Below are 16,460 nucleotides of genomic sequence, written 5' to 3' on the forward strand. Positions count from 1 at the left end.
TTGATTTGTGTATTATAGGGCATTTTCAGCATTTAGCAACCTATTTATATCTTTAGTCTGAATAACTGACTTATTGAGCCCCAAGCACTGCATTTTATCAAGCGCATAATCCTCCAAGGCATCAATAATTTTCGTATTTTTATTTTCGTCGCGACTCAGCTCTGCCAATCGACTGAAATAATCATCGAGCACAATGCCGCCACCCGCCTGGCGACCTGTTAACCGGTTAACACAAAACTCATTCCACCTTCGCAGCTCATCAGTATTCAGCGTTTCAGGATAATTTCTGGCACGGTATCTGAACAACATTTCCGACAATCGGCTATCAGTAAATTTAAATACAGACTTTGTTAATTGTTCGGGCTGCATCGACCTGATTTTGATCATTTGCTTTTTATCGTTTTCAGAAAAAAAACCGCCGCTGTATATTTCCAGATCAGGATCAGAGTCCTGTACAACATAAGCTTGACCGCTAAAAACCGCTGCCAAATTTTCAGACAAGCCGACGGCGGCTTTAATCTTGTCGATATTGGCATGACATAGCGCCAGGTCGATTTCCAGCCGTTGCGCATCTTCCGGCCTGATAACTGACACGGGCGCTAAAACAGGACATTTATTAATATGTACGGTTTTTAACGGGATTCTTGCCACACCTTCCGGCAAGTCCGCAGTTGCCGTAAAGATTCTTTGCTGAATTTCTTCCACTGCCAGGCCAAGCATCGGCTCAGGATCAACGGATAGATCGTAGACAATGATGCCGTTGGCATTGGTCGGATGCTTGCAAATCGGTAGCACGACGGCTAGACAATTTTTAACGGCGGGATATTTACCTGAAACATGAACCACGGGCTTAAAACTGCCTAACTGAAGCAAATTAAGCGCTTCGCCCTTAACCCGGTGCCGCAACAGAAACTGATAAAGCTTGGGCTGAGCCTGTTTGACCAGCTTGGTGATTGCCAAGGTAGCATAGACATCCGAAAGCGCATCATGCGCCGCTTCATGGGCTATGTTATTGACACGGGTGAGCTGATCCAGCCTGAAACTGGGACCGCCTTCCTCATTAACAGGCCAGACGATACCATCAGGACGCAATGCCCTGGTCGCCCTGACTACATCAATCAAATCCCAACGGGAATTGCCGTTTTGCCATTCCCTTGCATAAGGGTCATAAAAATTACGGTAAAGGCAATTACGGGTGACCTCATCATCAAAACGAAGACTGTTATAGCCGAGGGTGCAGGTGTTGGGCTGAGCTAATTGCTCATGAATCAAACGAATAAACTCGGCTTCGCAAACACCTTTTTGTTCGGCAAGTTGCGGCGTAATTCCGGTAATTAAACAGGCTTCGGGATGAGGAAGACAATCTTCCGCAGGCTTGCAGTAAACAACCAAAGGATCGTCTACGACATTAAAATCAAAATCAGTACGAATCCCGGCAAATTGAACGGGCTTATCTCTTTGAGGATCCGTACCGAATGTTTCGTAATCATGCCAATAAAAGGTTTGTGTTCCACTCATTATTTTTGACGAACATAGCTACTGAAAATGCCGCAAGAGTCGCTACGACAATGGGTTCGGCTCACAAAGAAACCTTAATGAATTGAAGCCAGAGCCCTTAAGACATCCGTGCGACTAACAATTCCAACCAAATCATTATCCAGAAAAACCGGAAAACTTCTGACTGAAGTTTGCTGGAACTTCTCCGCCAAATCTACAATACTGGATTCGGCATCCACGCTAATGGTTTCTTTAGTCATATAATCGCCAACTTTTCCACCCATACTTTGGTTATAGGCTGCTTCCAAAACAATATTCATAACATCCTTTTCAGAAAACATACCCAGCAATCGACCTATTTGATCAACAACCGGGGCACTGGTGATTTTATGATCCAGCAATTTCTTTACGGCATCAATCACATCGGTATCCTTGGCAAGCGTAACCAATCTTTTCGACATATAATCTGCAACAGTAATTTTCGCCAACATGATGAACTCCTGATTGTTGTTTATATTGTAAAAAGTTATAAATCGATTAACTTTTAGCGTCACCCAATGATCGAAGCCATAAATGTTAAGTACATTAAAGTTAATCTACTATCCTTGATTCAAATGAGCTTCGGCTTCCATTTTCTTTCTTTTATCACATTTTTCCACGCAAACACAATCCGCGTTGTTCGCAGCGCCGCCACACGATCCTTTGATGGCGCGCCTGCCAAAAATAACACCTATCGCCATAATGGCAATAACAAAAGCCATAAAAACAAAAGTCACTAAAAAGTAAGTCATGATATCGCCTCGTAAAGTTTGTAAAGGCCCATAATAAAAAACGAGGAGTGGGACTAGCCGCACTCCTCGTGTAGGTTGGGTTACGACTGCATGGATGCAGAAGGTAGAGCAATGCAGGAGCTATTGCCGAGCCTTTAGCGCAACCCAGCAATCGAAGCCATAAATATTAGGTTACCTAAAGACTAGCTTTAGGCGACCCAAGCTACGATTATCATCCGCCAAAATCATCCAGCAAGATATTTTCCGGTTCTACGCCATTATCCAGCAGCATCTTGATCACCGCTGAGTTCATCATCGGCGGCCCGCACATGTAAAACTCGCAATCTTCCGGAGCCGGATGGTTCTTAAGGTATTCCTCAAAAAGAACATTATGAATAAAGCCGGTATAGCCTGTCCAGTTATCTTCCGGTAACGGATCGGACAGCGCAACATGCCATTCAAAATTATCGTTTTCCTTGGCCAGCATATCGAAATCTTCTACATAGAACATTTCGCGTTTGCTACGGGCACCATACCAGAAAGTCATTTTACGCTTGGATTTCAGCCTGCGTAATTGATCGAAGATATGCGAACGCATCGGCGCCATACCTGCACCACCACCGACAAAGACCATTTCCGCATTAGTCTCTTTAGCGTAGAACTCGCCATAAGGTCCGGAAATAATACATTTATCGCCGGGCTTCAAGTTAAAGATATACGAAGACATGATGCCGGGCGGTACGCTATCTGGCGCACCGGGAGGCGGTGTCGCGATACGAACGTTCAGCATGATTTCTTTTTCTTCAGGATAACTTGCCATCGAATAAGCGCGCAACGCAGGCTCTTTTACGTCAGAAACATAGCGCCACAAATTGAACTTATCCCAATCATCGCGGAATCTTTCTTCGATATTGAAATCACTGTATTTGGCAACATATGAAGGACATTCAATCTGAATGTATCCACCCGCCCGATAATTAATTTCCTCGCCTGTCGGTAACTCCAGCACCAGCTCCTTAATGAAAGTGGCAACATTATGGTTTGATTTAACCGTACATTCCCATTTTTTAACACCAAACACGTCGTCTTCGACTTCAATGTTCATGTCATGTTTAATGGATACCTGACAAGAAAGACGCTCGCCGTGAGCCGCTTCCCGCTTACTGATATGACTTAATTCAGTAGGTAAAATTTCTCCACCACCTGAATGTACTTTTACCTTGCATTGTCCGCAAGTACCGCCACCACCACAAGCCGATGAAACAAACAAACCGTTATCAGCCAAAGCGGTTAATAATTTTGAACCTACCGGCACATGAATTTTCTTTTCATTATTGATGAGAATTTCTACATCCCCTTCAGCGACCAGTTTGCTTTTAGCGCCGATAATAACGAATACCAGTGCAATCACAAAAGCCGTGAAAATAATAATCCCTAATAGAATTTCCAGCATTACGCTACCTTCTTAAAGTTGGATTCCAGAGAAAGCCATGAAGCCAAGCGACATCAGACCCGCAGTAATAAAAGTAATGCCCAGACCTTGCAAACCGGCGGGAATATCACTGTATTTAAGCTTTTCGCGTACGCCCGCCATAACGGTTATAGCCAGTGCCCAACCCAGACCACTGCCCACACCGTAAGTGACGCTTTCGCCGAAATTATAGTCTCGTTCAATCATAAACAAACTGCCACCGAGAATCGCACAGTTTACGGTGATTAAAGGAAGAAATACGCCTAAAGCGTGATACAACGCAGGAAAGAATTTATCCAAAATCATTTCAAGAATTTGTACCAATGCTGCAATCATACCGATACAGCTTAATAACGCTAAAAAGCTTAAATCAACGCCCGTTATCCCCATCCAGGATAAAGCGTCTTCCTTTAATAACGCATGGTAAACAATATTATTGGCCGGTACAGTGATAGCTTGCACCACCATGACCGCAACGCCTAAACCCATTGCTGTAGAGATTTTCTTGGAAACCGCAATAAAGGTACACATGCCCAAAAAGAAGGACAGTGCGAGGTTTTCAATAAAGACAGCCTTAACAAATAAACTAATATAAGCTTCCATTAGTGATGCCCTCCTTCACCATGAGAAATCGACATAATCTTGAATTCCACCTTTTCAGCTTGCTCCGGCTTCCATTGACGGACAGACCAGATAATCAAACCGATAATAAAGAAGGCGCTGGGTGGCAGTAACATCAAGCCATTAGGATCATACCAGCCGCCATCCTTGGTTAGCTTGAAGACTTCGATGCCCAATAATTTACCGGAACCCAAAGTCTCTCTAAAAAATGCCACGATAATCAGTATCAAGCTATAGCCCAAACCATTACCGATACCGTCCATGAAACTTTCCAAAGGCGGATTTTTCATCGCATAACCCTCAGCACGCCCCATAACGATACAGTTGGTAATAATCAGCCCCACGAATACCGACAATTGCTTACTGACATCATAAGCAAAGGCTTTTAATAACTGATCAACCACGATAACTAATGATGCAATAATGGTCATTTGCACAATAATCCGAATACTGCTTGGAATATGGTTTCTGATCGCACTGATTGCCGCACTGGAAAACGCCGTCACCAAAGTCAACGCCAACGCCATAATCAACGATGTCGACATTTGGGAAGTAACCGCCAAGGCCGAACAAATACCCAAAACCTGCAAAGTAATGGGATTATCATTGACCAATGGAGTAATTAGTACCTTTTTTGTTTCATCATTTAATAACACTGCACTCATGATTTGACTCCTTTAACCGTTCTTACTTTAGCTAAATACGGGGCAAAACCTTCGTTGCTCATCCAGTATCTGACCAGATTAGTTACACCGGTACTGGTTAATGACGCGCCCGCCAGACCATCGACCTGATATTGAGAACCCGGCTTGGTGTTATCAACCACACCTTTAATCAGGCTCAATGCAGGCTCACCCATTTCAGCGCTCTCGATCAGGCCTTTTTCTGCCGAAGGCTGATCAGTTTCCGCATAGACTTTTTTGCCTTTCCATAGCTCACGCCATTTGGGATTGACGACTTCGCCGCCCAGTCCCGGCGTTTCCTGCTGATCATAAAAATTGATACTTTGTACGGTCTGCCCGTCAGCGTCTAATGACAAAAAGCCATATAACGTAGACCATAATCCATAACCGTTTACCGGCAGAATAATCGACTTGATCGCACCGGACTCTTTGACTAAAAAGACTTTAGCGAATTTAGCCTTTACCCTGATGTGAGCAATATCTTTATCCTTCGGAATAGCGACACTTAAAGCGGGATCTTTTGCCGCTTTACGTTGATCGTATTCAGCGGCGTTCATATCCTCGACATAGTCGCCTGTTTCCAGATTGACGATTTTAGCTTCAATTTTTTCTGCAAACGCCGAGTCAATATCGCTGCCTTCCTGAAGCAAACCCGCCACATCAAGAATATTCTTTTTCATGTCCAGTTCTTTGTTGTGGACTTGAAGAGACTTTAAGGCGACCGCAGAAAATGAAACCAGAACCGCACAAACCAAACAAAGTGCAACCGCAATAGCGATAGTCTTTTCCAAACTATCATTGCCCAAGGCAAGAACTTTATCTTTGTAGACTTTGAATTTTTGGTAATGCTCGCATTTATCCAACGCGACGCAAATCTTATCTTGATAGATTTTTAATTGTTCGCATTTAAGCATGACGTTTCATCCTTCTTCTGATATTGGCCTGAATGACAAAATAATCAATCGTAGGCGCGAACATGTTGGAAAATAGAATTGCCAGCATAATACCTTCCGGGAATGCCGGATTAACAACCCTGATCAATACCGTCATACCTCCGACTAAAGCCCCGAATACCCAACGACCGGTATTGGTCATTGCCGCGCTCACAGGATCGGTCGCCATATAAACCATGCCGAAAGCAAATCCACCCAGCGTCAAATGCCAGTACCAAGGCATCGCAAACATGTGGTTGGTGTCGCTGCCTATGATGTTGAATATCAACGAGGTCACTACCATGCCTGCAAATACGCCGCCCATGATGCGGTACGATGCCACTTTGGTGTACAACAGGAAGGCAGCGCCAATTAAAATAGCCAGCGTTGACGTTTCGCCAAGACAGCCCGGCTCAAAACCAAAGAAGGTTTGCGTCCAACTGTAATTGGCCGAGTAAATCGCTTCAAGACCGCCATTTGCCGCCAAACCTAAAGGCGTAGCCGCCGTATAGCCATCAACCGCAACCCAGACGGAATCGCCTGAAATAGAAGCCGGATAAGCGAAATATAAAAACGCCCGTCCGGTCAACGCAGGATTCAGGAAGTTTTTACCGGTACCGCCGAATACTTCCTTGCCGATAACGATACCGAAAGAAATACCCAGAGCCACCTGCCATAAAGGCATATCAGGCGGCATGATCAATGTGTACAACATTGAAGACACCAAAAAGCCTTCATTCACTTCATGACCGCGAACCGTTGCGAACAACACTTCCCACACGCCGCCGACAGCCAGCGTAACGATATAAATAGGCAGAAAGTACAACGCGCCGTGAACCATATTGGAAAACGGGTTCATCGTACTGTAGCCGAAGATCATCATCGGGATGCGACGCCAATCCTGAGCTTGCTCCAGACCCATCGCTTGCATGGCTAAATTGGCTTGATAACCGGTGTTATACAGAGCCATCAAGATGCAAAAAAATGTAGCAATGACCACAAAAGTCATGGTTCGTTTCAGGTCGTTACCATCACGAACATGCGTGGTGCCGCGTGTTACATCAGCCGGTGTATAGATGAAAGTATCCACCATCTCATAGAGACCGTAATACTTTTCGAACCGCCCACCTTTGGTAAAGTGCGGTTCTACGCTATCTAAAATATCTCTAGGCGACATTATCCTTCCTTCTCAATTTTAGTTAAATTCGCTCTCAGAACAGGACCGAAGTCATGTTTACCGGGATCCACAAACGTAAATAAGGACACATCTTCCTCATCAAGTTCCAAACAGCCTAATAATTGGGCCTGATCCGAATCGCCGACCACCAACGCTTTTAGCAGCGGTGTAGGCAAAATATCCAGCGGCATCACGGCTTCATAAACGCCGACCGGCACAATCGCCCGGTTGCTGCCGTTTTTATCGGTTGTTAATGGGAACTTGCGATTCAGCTTACGGTCAACGCTTGAGGTATAAACATTGAGTGCTGAATATTTGTTTTTACCCGGAACAATCCATCCGAATAACTCGCGCGCGCGACCTTCTTGCAAGACTGAAACTTGATTGCTGTAACAGCCCAAAAAGGCTGCCCAATCTGCCGCAAGATGTCCGTACAACACAGAACCTGAAATCACCCGGTTTTCGACTTCTTCCAATTGACCGACAACCAGATCATCGGTGTTGGCGCCGACACGGGTACGAATCAATCTTGGTTTTTTAACAGTAGGCCCAGCCAACGAAACAACGCGTTCGACATTGATTTTACCGGTGGTAAATAATGCACCGATGGCCATTACCGCTTGATAATCCAGATGCCAGACGAATTTATCGATGCTGACCGGATCAATCAAATGAATATGGGTGCTTGGCAGTCCCGCAGGATGAGGACCGGAAAACTCGGCGACAGTTACAGGCGCATTGCCGGTTGCAACATCAGCGCCGGTCGCCTTACAAACGTAAGTTTTGCCTTCCGTCAGTTTGGCAATAACCGCCAAACCGTTTGCAAAATCATCGCCACGCTCTTTAATGATAACCGCAGGATTTGCCGCTAACGGGCTGGTGTCGATTGCAGTCACAAAAATAGAACGGGGTTTGCTGTCGACAGCAGGAATTTTGCCGTAAGGACGTGTGCGTAGCGTCGCCCACAAGCCGGACGCCAACAGGTTTTCTTTAACCTGTTCGGCCGACAAATCATTTAATTCGGAAGCTTTGTATTTTGCAAATGACTCCTGCGCCGTTCCTTTCAGTTCGATCACAACAGACTGCAACACCCGCTTTGCGCCACGATTAATAGATTGAACCACACCCGCGCCGGGTGAAGTAAAATTGACACCAGGATTCTTCTTGTCGGTAAAGAGAATTTGGCCCAATTTGACCGTATCACCTTCACTGACCATCATGGTAGGCTTCATGCCTACATAATCCATTCCCAGAACAGCAACGGATTTAACCTTATTGCCATCCTCAATAACTTGTTCGGGCTCTCCGGTAATCGGTAGATCCAAACCTTTTTTAATAATAAATTGCATAGTTAATAGCCTGCTCTCCAATCAAGTTGCGGCGAAACCATCCTTTTATTTCAAGTACAAATAAAACAAGAGGCGCATTAAGACGTAAAACGATGGCATTAAACCACAAAAGCGAGGCATTCTCAACAGCGACAAGGCTTACCGAGAGCCTTTTAACAACTGCAAAACGCAGACTCCGGTCACTTCCGCTTACCCAGCCATCCCCAGGTTCCGCAAACCGGGGTCGGCCATTAATAAAGATGACGGTAATAATAGGCTATCAATTGACTGATTTTTTTAATGCCTGCTCACGGTGAAACCGAATAATCAGTATTTTGGCATTCACTCCAAAAACAGACGCGACTAACGCATAGTTGAATGCATCACGGGAAAATGCATTGACTTTACTCCGATAAAACACTATTAAATTCAGATAATTCACCTATCCGCAGCAACGCCGCGCGAACAGAGCATCCCGCAATGACCCAGACTAAAACCCAATCGACCTCATCGACTTCCCCTGGAAACCAGTCTCGACAAAACGGCGGCTTTCCCATTGTCGGCTTAGGCGCTTCCGCCGGGGGCTTGGAGGCCTTCGAGCAATTCTTTCGCCATATCCCCCCTGATAGCGGCATGGCCTTCGTTCTGGTCTCGCATCTCGACCCCAGCCATGCCAGCATCCTCACCGAAATCCTGCAACGCACCACGTCCATGCCGGTGGCGGAGGCGCAAGACCAAATGCGAGTTATGCCTAACCGCGTCTATGTAATCCCCCCCAACCGCGACATGACCATTTTCCACGGCGCCTTGCAACTCAGCATACCGGCAGAGCCGCACGGCCAGCGTATGCCTATCGATTTATTCCTGCGCTCACTGGCTGAAGATCGGGCCGAAAAATCCATCGGCATTATTCTCTCCGGCACCGGCACCGATGGTACTTTGGGATTACGCGCCATCCTCGGCGCCGGCGGCGTCACACTGGCACAGGAACCGACTACCGCAAAATTCGACGGCATGCCGGTCAGCGCCATTCAGGCTGGCTATGTCACCCATATTTTGCCTGCGGAGAAAATGCCGGAAGTACTGCTATCCGGCATACTCGCCCTGGCCCGCCAGCCCCTCCCCTCACCCCCGATTGCATCAAGCGGCATCAATCACATCCTGATGCAGTTACGCACCTGCACCGGCCACGATTTCTCACTCTATAAGAAAAGCACCATCACCCGCCGCATTCAGCGACGCATGTCGCAGAACGGTATTGAGGACACCGAAACCTATGCCCGCTATCTCAGGGAACATCCGGCCGAGATAGCGTCGCTGTTCAAAGAACTGCTGATCAATGTCACCAGTTTCTTTCGCGACCCGGAAGCTTTCGTTGCGCTAAAGCAGGATATCCTGCCCGCAGTGCTGGCGGACAAACCGGAAGACTACGTTTTCCGCGTCTGGGTGGCAGGTTGCGCCACAGGAGAGGAGGCCTATTCCATTGCCATCGTGTTACGTGAACTCATGGATAAAAACCAGTATGAGTTTAAATCGCAAATTTACAGCACCGACCTTGCCGACGACACCATTACCATCGCCCGTGCTGGTCTTTACCCCCCCAACATCGCTCTGGATGTCACGCCTGAGCGATTACGCCGGTTCTTCATCAAGGAAGACGACGGCTATCGGGTGAAAAAAGAAATTCGTGAGATGGTGGTATTCGCCGTTCAGAACGTCGTCAAAGATCCGCCTTTTACCAAACTCGATCTGCTCAGTTGCCGCAATCTGATGATTTATCTGGAACCGGAACTGCAAAACCGCCTCATCCCCGCCTTTCACTACGCACTCAAGCCGGGCGGAGTGCTGTTTCTGTCGCCGTCGGAAGGTATCGGCAACCATACCGAGCTGTTTACGCCACTCAATCGTAAATGGAAGTTCTACCGCGCCACTCCCTCCGCCGCCTCAACCCGCGCCATTTTGACCAGCAACTTGAACTGGACCACAGAACCGGTTCACAAAACGCCGGAGGACATCATGAAATCCGCCAGGGAGAATAACCTGGCCGAACTGACACGGCGTATGCTGCTTCAATTCTACGCCCCCACCTCGGTGATGACGGATCTCAAAGGCAATATCCTCTACGTCTACGGCGAGACCGGCAAATACCTGCGCCCTGCGCCCGGCCATGCCACTCTCAACATGATCGATATGGCTCGGGAAGGCTTGCAACTGGAACTACGTTCAGCCATTTCGGCCGCAAACCAAGGCACACCGACTCTGGACAGGGAACTGCCGGTCAAGACCAACGGCGACGTTCACCCGGTGCATCTTTGCGTACGTCCCTTGTCGAATCCGAATGACCGGCAAAACCTGCTGCTGGTCAGTTTTCAAGATATAGCCCCGCCGACACCGGACAAACCGGCGCGCACCAAGGGCACCTCCAAGCCGAATGAACTGCACCATATTGAGGAACTGGAACGCGAGCTGGCCTACACCAAAGAAAACCTCCTGGCCACTATTGAGGAACAATTTGCATCCAACGAGGAGCTTAAATGCACCAACGAAGAGATGCAATCCACCAATGAAGAACTGCAATCCACCAACGAAGAGCTGGAAACCTCCAAAGAGGAATTACAATCCATCAATGAAGAGTTGGTCACCCTAAACTCCGAACTACAGGCCAAAATTATCCAACTGGCCGACATGCAAAACGACATGAAGAATCTGCTCGACAACATCCATATCGGCACCATATTCCTCGATCAAAGCCTGATCATCCGTCGTTTTACGCGCGATGCTGCACAAATTTATCGACTGGTTGCCTCGGATGTGGGCTGCGCACTGAGCGACATCAAACCTGAACTGGAAGGCGAAGACGACCTGCTGGACGCCGCCCATGCCGTTCTCGATAACCTGGTGCCCATCGAACGCGAAGTAAAAACCTTGAACGGCAACTGGTATCTGGCCCGCGTCCAACCCTACCGGACACTGGAAAACATGATAGACGGCGTGGTGCTGACTTTCACCAACATTACCGAACGCACCCGAGCCATAGCGATGCAGGAAGCGAGACTATTGGCCGAAAGCATCGTCAATACGGTGCGCGAACCGCTGATTGTACTCAGTAACACGTTGAAGGTCGTCACCGCCAGCCGTTCGTTTTATCAAAGCTTTCAAGTGACTCCGGAAGAGACGGTGGGTCGCACGATTTACGAACTGGGGGGCGGTCAATGGAACATCCCCGCTTTACGTAACCTGCTGGAGACGATCCTTCCGCATAACCAGACTTTTGAAGGCTATAGGGTGGAGCATGATTTTCCCACCATCGGTCACCGTATCATGCTGCTCAACGCCCGCAGCATCATCGGCCAGACCGGCGAACCGCAATTGATCCTGCTGGCGATGGATAATGTCACCGACAGGGCATAGCAAAAAAAGGTACGCAAGGCCTGCCATTAAGTTAAGCCAAAAATAGTTATGGTTGAATGTTCAATGTAAACTTAATGACAGTAGCGATGCCAAAACCACCTTAAATAACAGTATGGAGTTTACATGAACAGCAAACCAACCAAACTGGATCGACAACTCAAACCGCGTAGCGGGGTCATGGACCGACGCACCCGCACCCCGACGGAACCATCGCCTCATTCCGTGGAAAAACTACTCCACGAACTACGGGTACACCAGATCGAACTGGAGATGCAAAACGAGGAACTACAGCACGCCCGCGTATCGTTGGAGGCCTCGCATAACCGTTACCTCAATCTTTATGAATTCGCTCCCGTCGGCTACCTTACCCTCACGCCCGAAGGCAAGATTATCGAAATCAACCTTACCGCCGCCGCGCTGCTCGGAGTGGAGCGCAACAACTTGGTAAACCGCCATTTCGCCGGCTTGGTCGTCCCCAAAGACAGCGACCGCTGGCATCGTCTACTCAAAAACATACTGGAGCACGAAGGAGAGCAAAAAAACTTCGAGCTGATGCTAAAACGCGACGATAGCTACATCCATGCCCGGCTGGACTGCCTGCCGGTAATAACTGACGATCAAACTCCCGTGCTGCGCATCACGCTCACCGACATCAGCGAAAGCAAGCGTGCCGAGGAAGAATTACGCATCGCCGCCGTCGCCTTTGAGGCCCAGGAAGGCATCATGATCACCAATGCCGATAAGGTGATGTTGCGGGTCAACCGGGCCTTTACTGACATTACCGGCTACAGCGCCGAAGAGCTCGTCGGCCAAATGCCCCACATGTTCAAATCGGGACGCCACAGCGAGACCTTTTACGCTGAAATGTGGGAATGCATTAATCGCACCGGATCCTGGCAGGGTGAAATTTGGGATCGACGCAAAAGCGGCGACATCTATCCCAAATGGGTAACCATCACCGCAGTGAAGGACAGCGATGGAACCGTCACCCACTATGTCGGCTTGCATACCGATATATCGACACGCAAGGCCTCGGAGGAGGTAATCAAACAACTGGCCTACTACGATCCATTGACCGCATTGCCGAACCGGAGACTGCTGATGGACCGGCTGCAACAAGCACTGGCCGCCAGTGCGCGCAGTAAAAAGTACGGCGCGTTGCTGTTCATTGACCTGGATAATTTCAAGTCCCTTAATGACCATCTGGGACACGATATGGGAGACGTATTATTGCAGCAGGTCGCCCAGCGCCTTATTGACTGTGTGCGAGAGGGCGACACCGTATCCCGCCAGGGCGGTGATGAGTTTATAGTCATGCTGGAAGATCTGAGCGGTAGTACTGAAGAAGCCGCTGCCAAGGCTAAAACCATTGGCGAAAAAATTATTACTTCACTCAACCAGGCCTACCAACTCACCAGCCATGAGTATCGAAACACCCCGAGCATCGGCATCACGCTATTCATCAATCATCAGCATGAAATAAACATGCTCCTGAAACGGGCGGATATCGCCATGTATGGAGCCAAGGCCGCAGGCCGCAACACCTTGCGTTTTTTCGACCAAAATATGCAAGAGGCGGTTACCGCGCGTGCCGCCCTGGAAGCGGACTTACGCTTTGCGCTGACCAAAAACCAGTTCAGGCTCTATTTCCAGCGGCAGGCGCGCCACGACGGACAAACTATCGGCGCCGAAGCGTTGTTGCGCTGGAAACACCCTAAACGCGGCTTTGTCTCGCCGCTTGAATTCATTCCACTGGCTGAAGAAATCGGCTTAATCATACCCATTGGACAATGGGTGCTGGAAACCGCCTGCGCCCAACTTAAACGATGGGAAAGCCATCCACAAACCTGTAATTTGCAACTTGCCGTCAACGTCAGCGCGCATCAATTCCACCAACCCGACTTCACCGAACACGTGTTCGCCATACTGAACAAAACCGCCATCAAAGCGCATCGACTCAAGCTCGAATTCACCGAGAGCCTGGTATTCGACGACATCGACGACACCATTGCCAAAATGCAGGTACTCAAGAAAATCGGTGTGAGCTTCTCTATCGATGATTTCGGCACCGGCTATTCATCGCTGACTTACCTGACGCAACTGCCGTTCGATCAACTGAAAATCGACCAGTCTTTCGTGCGCAACATTGGCGTCAAGTCTACCGATACGGTGATCGTGCAGACCATCATCGGCATGGCAACCAATCTGGGAATGGATATTATTGCCGAGGGCGTGGAAACGGAAGAGCAGCTCGCATTTCTGGAGCTGCACGGCTGCCACATTTACCAGGGTAACCTGATCGGCAAGACCATGCCGCAGGAGGAGTTTGAGCGTTCTTTGGGGATTTGAACAATAATAGGGTAATGCTGTAGTTTGTTGCATTACCCCAGGAGTTAGAATAGTTGTCGCCGATCGGACAGGGTAATTGTCCGCCGAACACCCGCTAATTATTCATTAATCAGGCTTACCATAATTCATCGGTAAGAATTGAAGGCGCTCCCAAGGGAAGCCGTTTAAAATCGCGTAAGATTCCGTGCCAGAAAACAAAGTAGCATATGGATTGGCTTGACCCACAGCCGTATAGGAATATGGATTTTGAACACGTACTGAAATAGACCCTGCTTTATCCCAGATAATAAAGCCATATTTCTGCGCCGCTTTAGCAATAATTTTCCCCACCGGATGCATTTTAAGTGCATCTACATTCACATTGGGGTCAAGCCTGAATCGCAATCCCTCAGGAATACGATTAGGCGAATTATTCGGGTTGTAACCATCCGAGCGATGTGCAGGCCAGGAAAATACTTTCCAGTTTTCTATATCGACCAAACTGATGCCAATCACATGTCTGATTTCACCTTGTTTTAATTCCTCGGCAGTAATTTGGCCGCCCATAAAAGGCAAGCCGGTCGCGGTTGTTCCATAATGCCCCTCAAAAACCCCTGCATTCTTTGATGCATTGGATATCCGGCCACCCCAGCAGGCTTGCCAGCGGCCATTTTCTTTTCGCATCTGCCAAAATTCCCATAAAGTATCTGTTGACGGTTGATATATAGACATCTCAGCGTCTGTTCCTTTTGCAGGTAGGGCATAAGCCGGTACAGGAACAGCTGACCACCGATCAGCTAAGCTTTTATCTTTAAAGTGTTTTTTCTGGCAATCCCATTCTTCTACTGGTGTTGTCGGCGCATCTGAACCAACGTAATAAACAGGACTGGCATAAGACCATGTATTAATATTCACAGTACCGTAATAAGCGGATTTTTGCCTCTGAAACTCAGTGACAAATGCCGCTGAGTTCTCATGCAACTGAACATTCGTGGGGATAGTTTTATACCAAAAACTATCAGGAGAAAAGACTTGTACACTAGGCAGCCCGGTCTCTGCATATGCCTGACTAACAACACCCAACATCAACAAGAACCCAACAACGTGCAGTAGGTTTTTTCTAATCTTCATAGGTACATTTTGGTGTGGCATTACATAAATACATAGCAATTCTCTAATTTTCAAACTGTTGTGCTTTAACATTCATTACTCCTGACCGACTTAAATTTCCGCGAAATGTTTTTGCCCCATGCCATTACTTTTTGCTCATAGTAAAAGGTTGAAATATGCGCGCATAAAAATAAAACAAGAAATAACAGAGGCCTTTTACTATATTTTTCGATGATATCTCCACTACCCAACCATGTTGATTCCAATAGTGGATGAATGACGTAAAGGGCGAATGAGATTGACGCTATATAAAAAAGCCACCTGCTTTCTAGAAGCCTTGCGAATTGCGTATTTTGATTAAGCAGGGTTACACCAACCAATGTAGCGGCAAAATAGGGTCGAAAGTAATTCATAAAACCTGCATCCGGATGGCATGAAATCAAGAGAAGCACCCATAAATAAGCATAGTTAATTTTACTCATCATATTAAAGAGCGTAATGCTCAATTGGCGGTTGTAAATCAAAGCAAGTATGCTGCCCGCTAAAATTTCATCAACCCTAAAGTGGGTGATTACTGAAACATGCTCTAAGTTAAAAATCCTAATCGCTGTGATCGCTATACATATCAAAGGGATTAGCAATAGCCCCCTTTTTTTTAGCATGGAAACGAGCAAAGCTAAGCCTATATAAAAATGCATTTCCACACACAAGCTCCAGAGATGGTCGGTCACATGTATCAATGGCTTCGGTGGATAATTAGCGTAAAAAAATACATGGGCAAACCATGCCTCTCTACTGACAGGATGTGTCGACAGCGCTATCAAAATATACAACCAAGCTAACGGCAAAATTCTGAGGAACCGACGTACCAGGAAATCAAACACCTGCGGACGGCTAATCAGGATGTGGGTGACTAAAAAACCTGACAATGTAAAAAATAACGACATACCGAGTACGCCTATAGCGTAGTTTAGTTGCAAGAATTTTGGACCAATCGGCAAGAGATGGCATGCAAGCACCAATAGGATACTCATAGCCCGCCAGCCATCTAAAACATTAAATCTGGCATTAGACCGCAGTGCTTCGGTTGTGTTATTCGACATTCATTAACCTTGTGTTTGGGAAAAAAATT

Annotated in this window: 13 protein-coding genes; 2 read left to right on the forward strand and 11 right to left on the reverse strand. The window is 47.4% G+C overall.

The window, feature by feature from the left end; genetic code table 11:
* Positions 1-12: 12 nt before the first annotated feature.
* From sbcB to METTU_RS18840, 9 genes are all read right to left on the reverse strand, one after another.
* Positions 13-1,518, reverse strand: coding sequence for an exodeoxyribonuclease I (sbcB, locus tag METTU_RS18800; RefSeq protein ID WP_006893542.1), 1,506 nt, complete (start codon positions 1,516-1,518; stop codon positions 13-15).
* A gap of 74 nt (positions 1,519-1,592) precedes the next feature.
* On the reverse strand, positions 1,593-1,988 hold the full coding sequence (locus tag METTU_RS18805; protein WP_006893543.1) for a CBS domain-containing protein: 396 nt from the start codon (positions 1,986-1,988) through the stop codon (positions 1,593-1,595).
* A 108-nt stretch (positions 1,989-2,096) separates the two neighbouring features.
* Positions 2,097-2,288 carry a (Na+)-NQR maturation NqrM gene (gene nqrM / locus METTU_RS18810; RefSeq protein ID WP_006893544.1) on the reverse strand — a complete coding sequence of 64 codons (192 nt, stop codon included), beginning with the start codon at positions 2,286-2,288 and terminating at the stop codon, positions 2,097-2,099.
* Positions 2,289-2,499: 211 nt separating this feature from the next.
* The gene (gene nqrF, locus METTU_RS18815; protein ID WP_006893545.1) at positions 2,500-3,720 is read right to left on the reverse strand and encodes an NADH:ubiquinone reductase (Na(+)-transporting) subunit F; all 1,221 of its coding nucleotides are present in this window, start codon (positions 3,718-3,720) and stop codon (positions 2,500-2,502) included.
* A 12-nt stretch (positions 3,721-3,732) separates the two neighbouring features.
* The gene (nqrE, locus tag METTU_RS18820) at positions 3,733-4,341 is read right to left on the reverse strand and encodes an NADH:ubiquinone reductase (Na(+)-transporting) subunit E (RefSeq protein WP_006893546.1); all 609 of its coding nucleotides are present in this window, start codon (positions 4,339-4,341) and stop codon (positions 3,733-3,735) included.
* Positions 4,341-5,024: an NADH:ubiquinone reductase (Na(+)-transporting) subunit D gene (locus METTU_RS18825; protein ID WP_006893547.1), complete on the reverse strand. Its 684-nt coding sequence runs from the start codon at positions 5,022-5,024 to the stop codon at positions 4,341-4,343. The genes nqrE and METTU_RS18825 overlap by 1 nt, the downstream gene beginning before the upstream one ends.
* Positions 5,021-5,956: a Na(+)-translocating NADH-quinone reductase subunit C gene (locus METTU_RS18830; protein WP_006893548.1), complete on the reverse strand. Its 936-nt coding sequence runs from the start codon at positions 5,954-5,956 to the stop codon at positions 5,021-5,023. The genes METTU_RS18825 and METTU_RS18830 overlap by 4 nt, the downstream gene beginning before the upstream one ends.
* Positions 5,949-7,151: an NADH:ubiquinone reductase (Na(+)-transporting) subunit B gene (locus METTU_RS18835; protein ID WP_006893549.1), complete on the reverse strand. Its 1,203-nt coding sequence runs from the start codon at positions 7,149-7,151 to the stop codon at positions 5,949-5,951. The genes METTU_RS18830 and METTU_RS18835 overlap by 8 nt, the downstream gene beginning before the upstream one ends.
* A complete protein-coding gene (locus METTU_RS18840) occupies positions 7,151-8,500 on the reverse strand; it encodes a Na(+)-translocating NADH-quinone reductase subunit A (protein WP_006893550.1) in 1,350 nt (449 codons plus the stop codon). Before METTU_RS18840 ends, METTU_RS18835 begins: the two co-directional genes overlap by 1 nt.
* A gap of 459 nt (positions 8,501-8,959) precedes the next feature.
* On the opposite strand from METTU_RS18840, the gene METTU_RS18845 reads away from it, so the two are divergent.
* Together METTU_RS18845 and METTU_RS18850 are read left to right on the forward strand one after the other, a co-directional pair.
* The gene (locus METTU_RS18845; RefSeq protein WP_006893551.1) at positions 8,960-11,890 is read left to right on the forward strand and encodes a chemotaxis protein CheB; all 2,931 of its coding nucleotides are present in this window, start codon (positions 8,960-8,962) and stop codon (positions 11,888-11,890) included.
* A 123-nt stretch (positions 11,891-12,013) separates the two neighbouring features.
* Entirely contained in the window at positions 12,014-14,239 is a 2,226-nt protein-coding gene (locus METTU_RS18850) for a putative bifunctional diguanylate cyclase/phosphodiesterase (RefSeq protein ID WP_006893552.1), read from the forward strand.
* Positions 14,240-14,344: 105 nt separating this feature from the next.
* On the opposite strand, the gene METTU_RS18855 is transcribed toward METTU_RS18850, so the two are convergent.
* Together METTU_RS18855 and METTU_RS18860 are read right to left on the reverse strand one after the other, a co-directional pair.
* Positions 14,345-15,421, reverse strand: a complete 1,077-nt coding sequence (locus tag METTU_RS18855; RefSeq protein ID WP_006893553.1) for a hypothetical protein — start codon at positions 15,419-15,421, stop codon at positions 14,345-14,347.
* Positions 15,415-16,431: an acyltransferase family protein gene (locus METTU_RS18860; protein WP_006893554.1), complete on the reverse strand. Its 1,017-nt coding sequence runs from the start codon at positions 16,429-16,431 to the stop codon at positions 15,415-15,417. Before METTU_RS18860 ends, METTU_RS18855 begins: the two co-directional genes overlap by 7 nt.
* Positions 16,432-16,460 lie beyond the last annotated feature (29 nt).

This window comes from Methylobacter tundripaludum SV96, from assembly GCF_000190755.2.
Lineage (GTDB): Bacteria > Pseudomonadota > Gammaproteobacteria > Methylococcales > Methylomonadaceae > Methylobacter_A > Methylobacter_A tundripaludum.

Bases quoted from the DNA above. Each gene is read 5' to 3' on its own strand.
- METTU_RS18835 (WP_006893549.1), bottom strand. From the start codon at position 7,151: ATGTCGCCTAGAGATATTTTAGATAGCGTAGAACCGCACTTTACCAAA.
- sbcB (WP_006893542.1), bottom strand. From the start codon at position 1,518: ATGAGTGGAACACAAACCTTTTATTGGCATGATTACGAAACATTCGGT.
- METTU_RS18860 (WP_006893554.1), bottom strand. From the start codon at position 16,431: ATGTCGAATAACACAACCGAAGCACTGCGGTCTAATGCCAGATTTAAT.
- METTU_RS18805 (WP_006893543.1), bottom strand. From the start codon at position 1,988: ATGTTGGCGAAAATTACTGTTGCAGATTATATGTCGAAAAGATTGGTT.
- nqrE (WP_006893546.1), bottom strand. From the start codon at position 4,341: ATGGAAGCTTATATTAGTTTATTTGTTAAGGCTGTCTTTATTGAAAAC.
- METTU_RS18855 (WP_006893553.1), bottom strand. From the start codon at position 15,421: ATGTTAAAGCACAACAGTTTGAAAATTAGAGAATTGCTATGTATTTAT.
- nqrF (WP_006893545.1), bottom strand. From the start codon at position 3,720: ATGCTGGAAATTCTATTAGGGATTATTATTTTCACGGCTTTTGTGATT.
- METTU_RS18840 (WP_006893550.1), bottom strand. From the start codon at position 8,500: ATGCAATTTATTATTAAAAAAGGTTTGGATCTACCGATTACCGGAGAG.
- nqrM (WP_006893544.1), bottom strand. From the start codon at position 2,288: ATGACTTACTTTTTAGTGACTTTTGTTTTTATGGCTTTTGTTATTGCC.
- METTU_RS18845 (WP_006893551.1), top strand. From the start codon at position 8,960: ATGACCCAGACTAAAACCCAATCGACCTCATCGACTTCCCCTGGAAAC.
- METTU_RS18825 (WP_006893547.1), bottom strand. From the start codon at position 5,024: ATGAGTGCAGTGTTATTAAATGATGAAACAAAAAAGGTACTAATTACT.
- METTU_RS18850 (WP_006893552.1), top strand. From the start codon at position 12,014: ATGAACAGCAAACCAACCAAACTGGATCGACAACTCAAACCGCGTAGC.
- METTU_RS18830 (WP_006893548.1), bottom strand. From the start codon at position 5,956: ATGCTTAAATGCGAACAATTAAAAATCTATCAAGATAAGATTTGCGTC.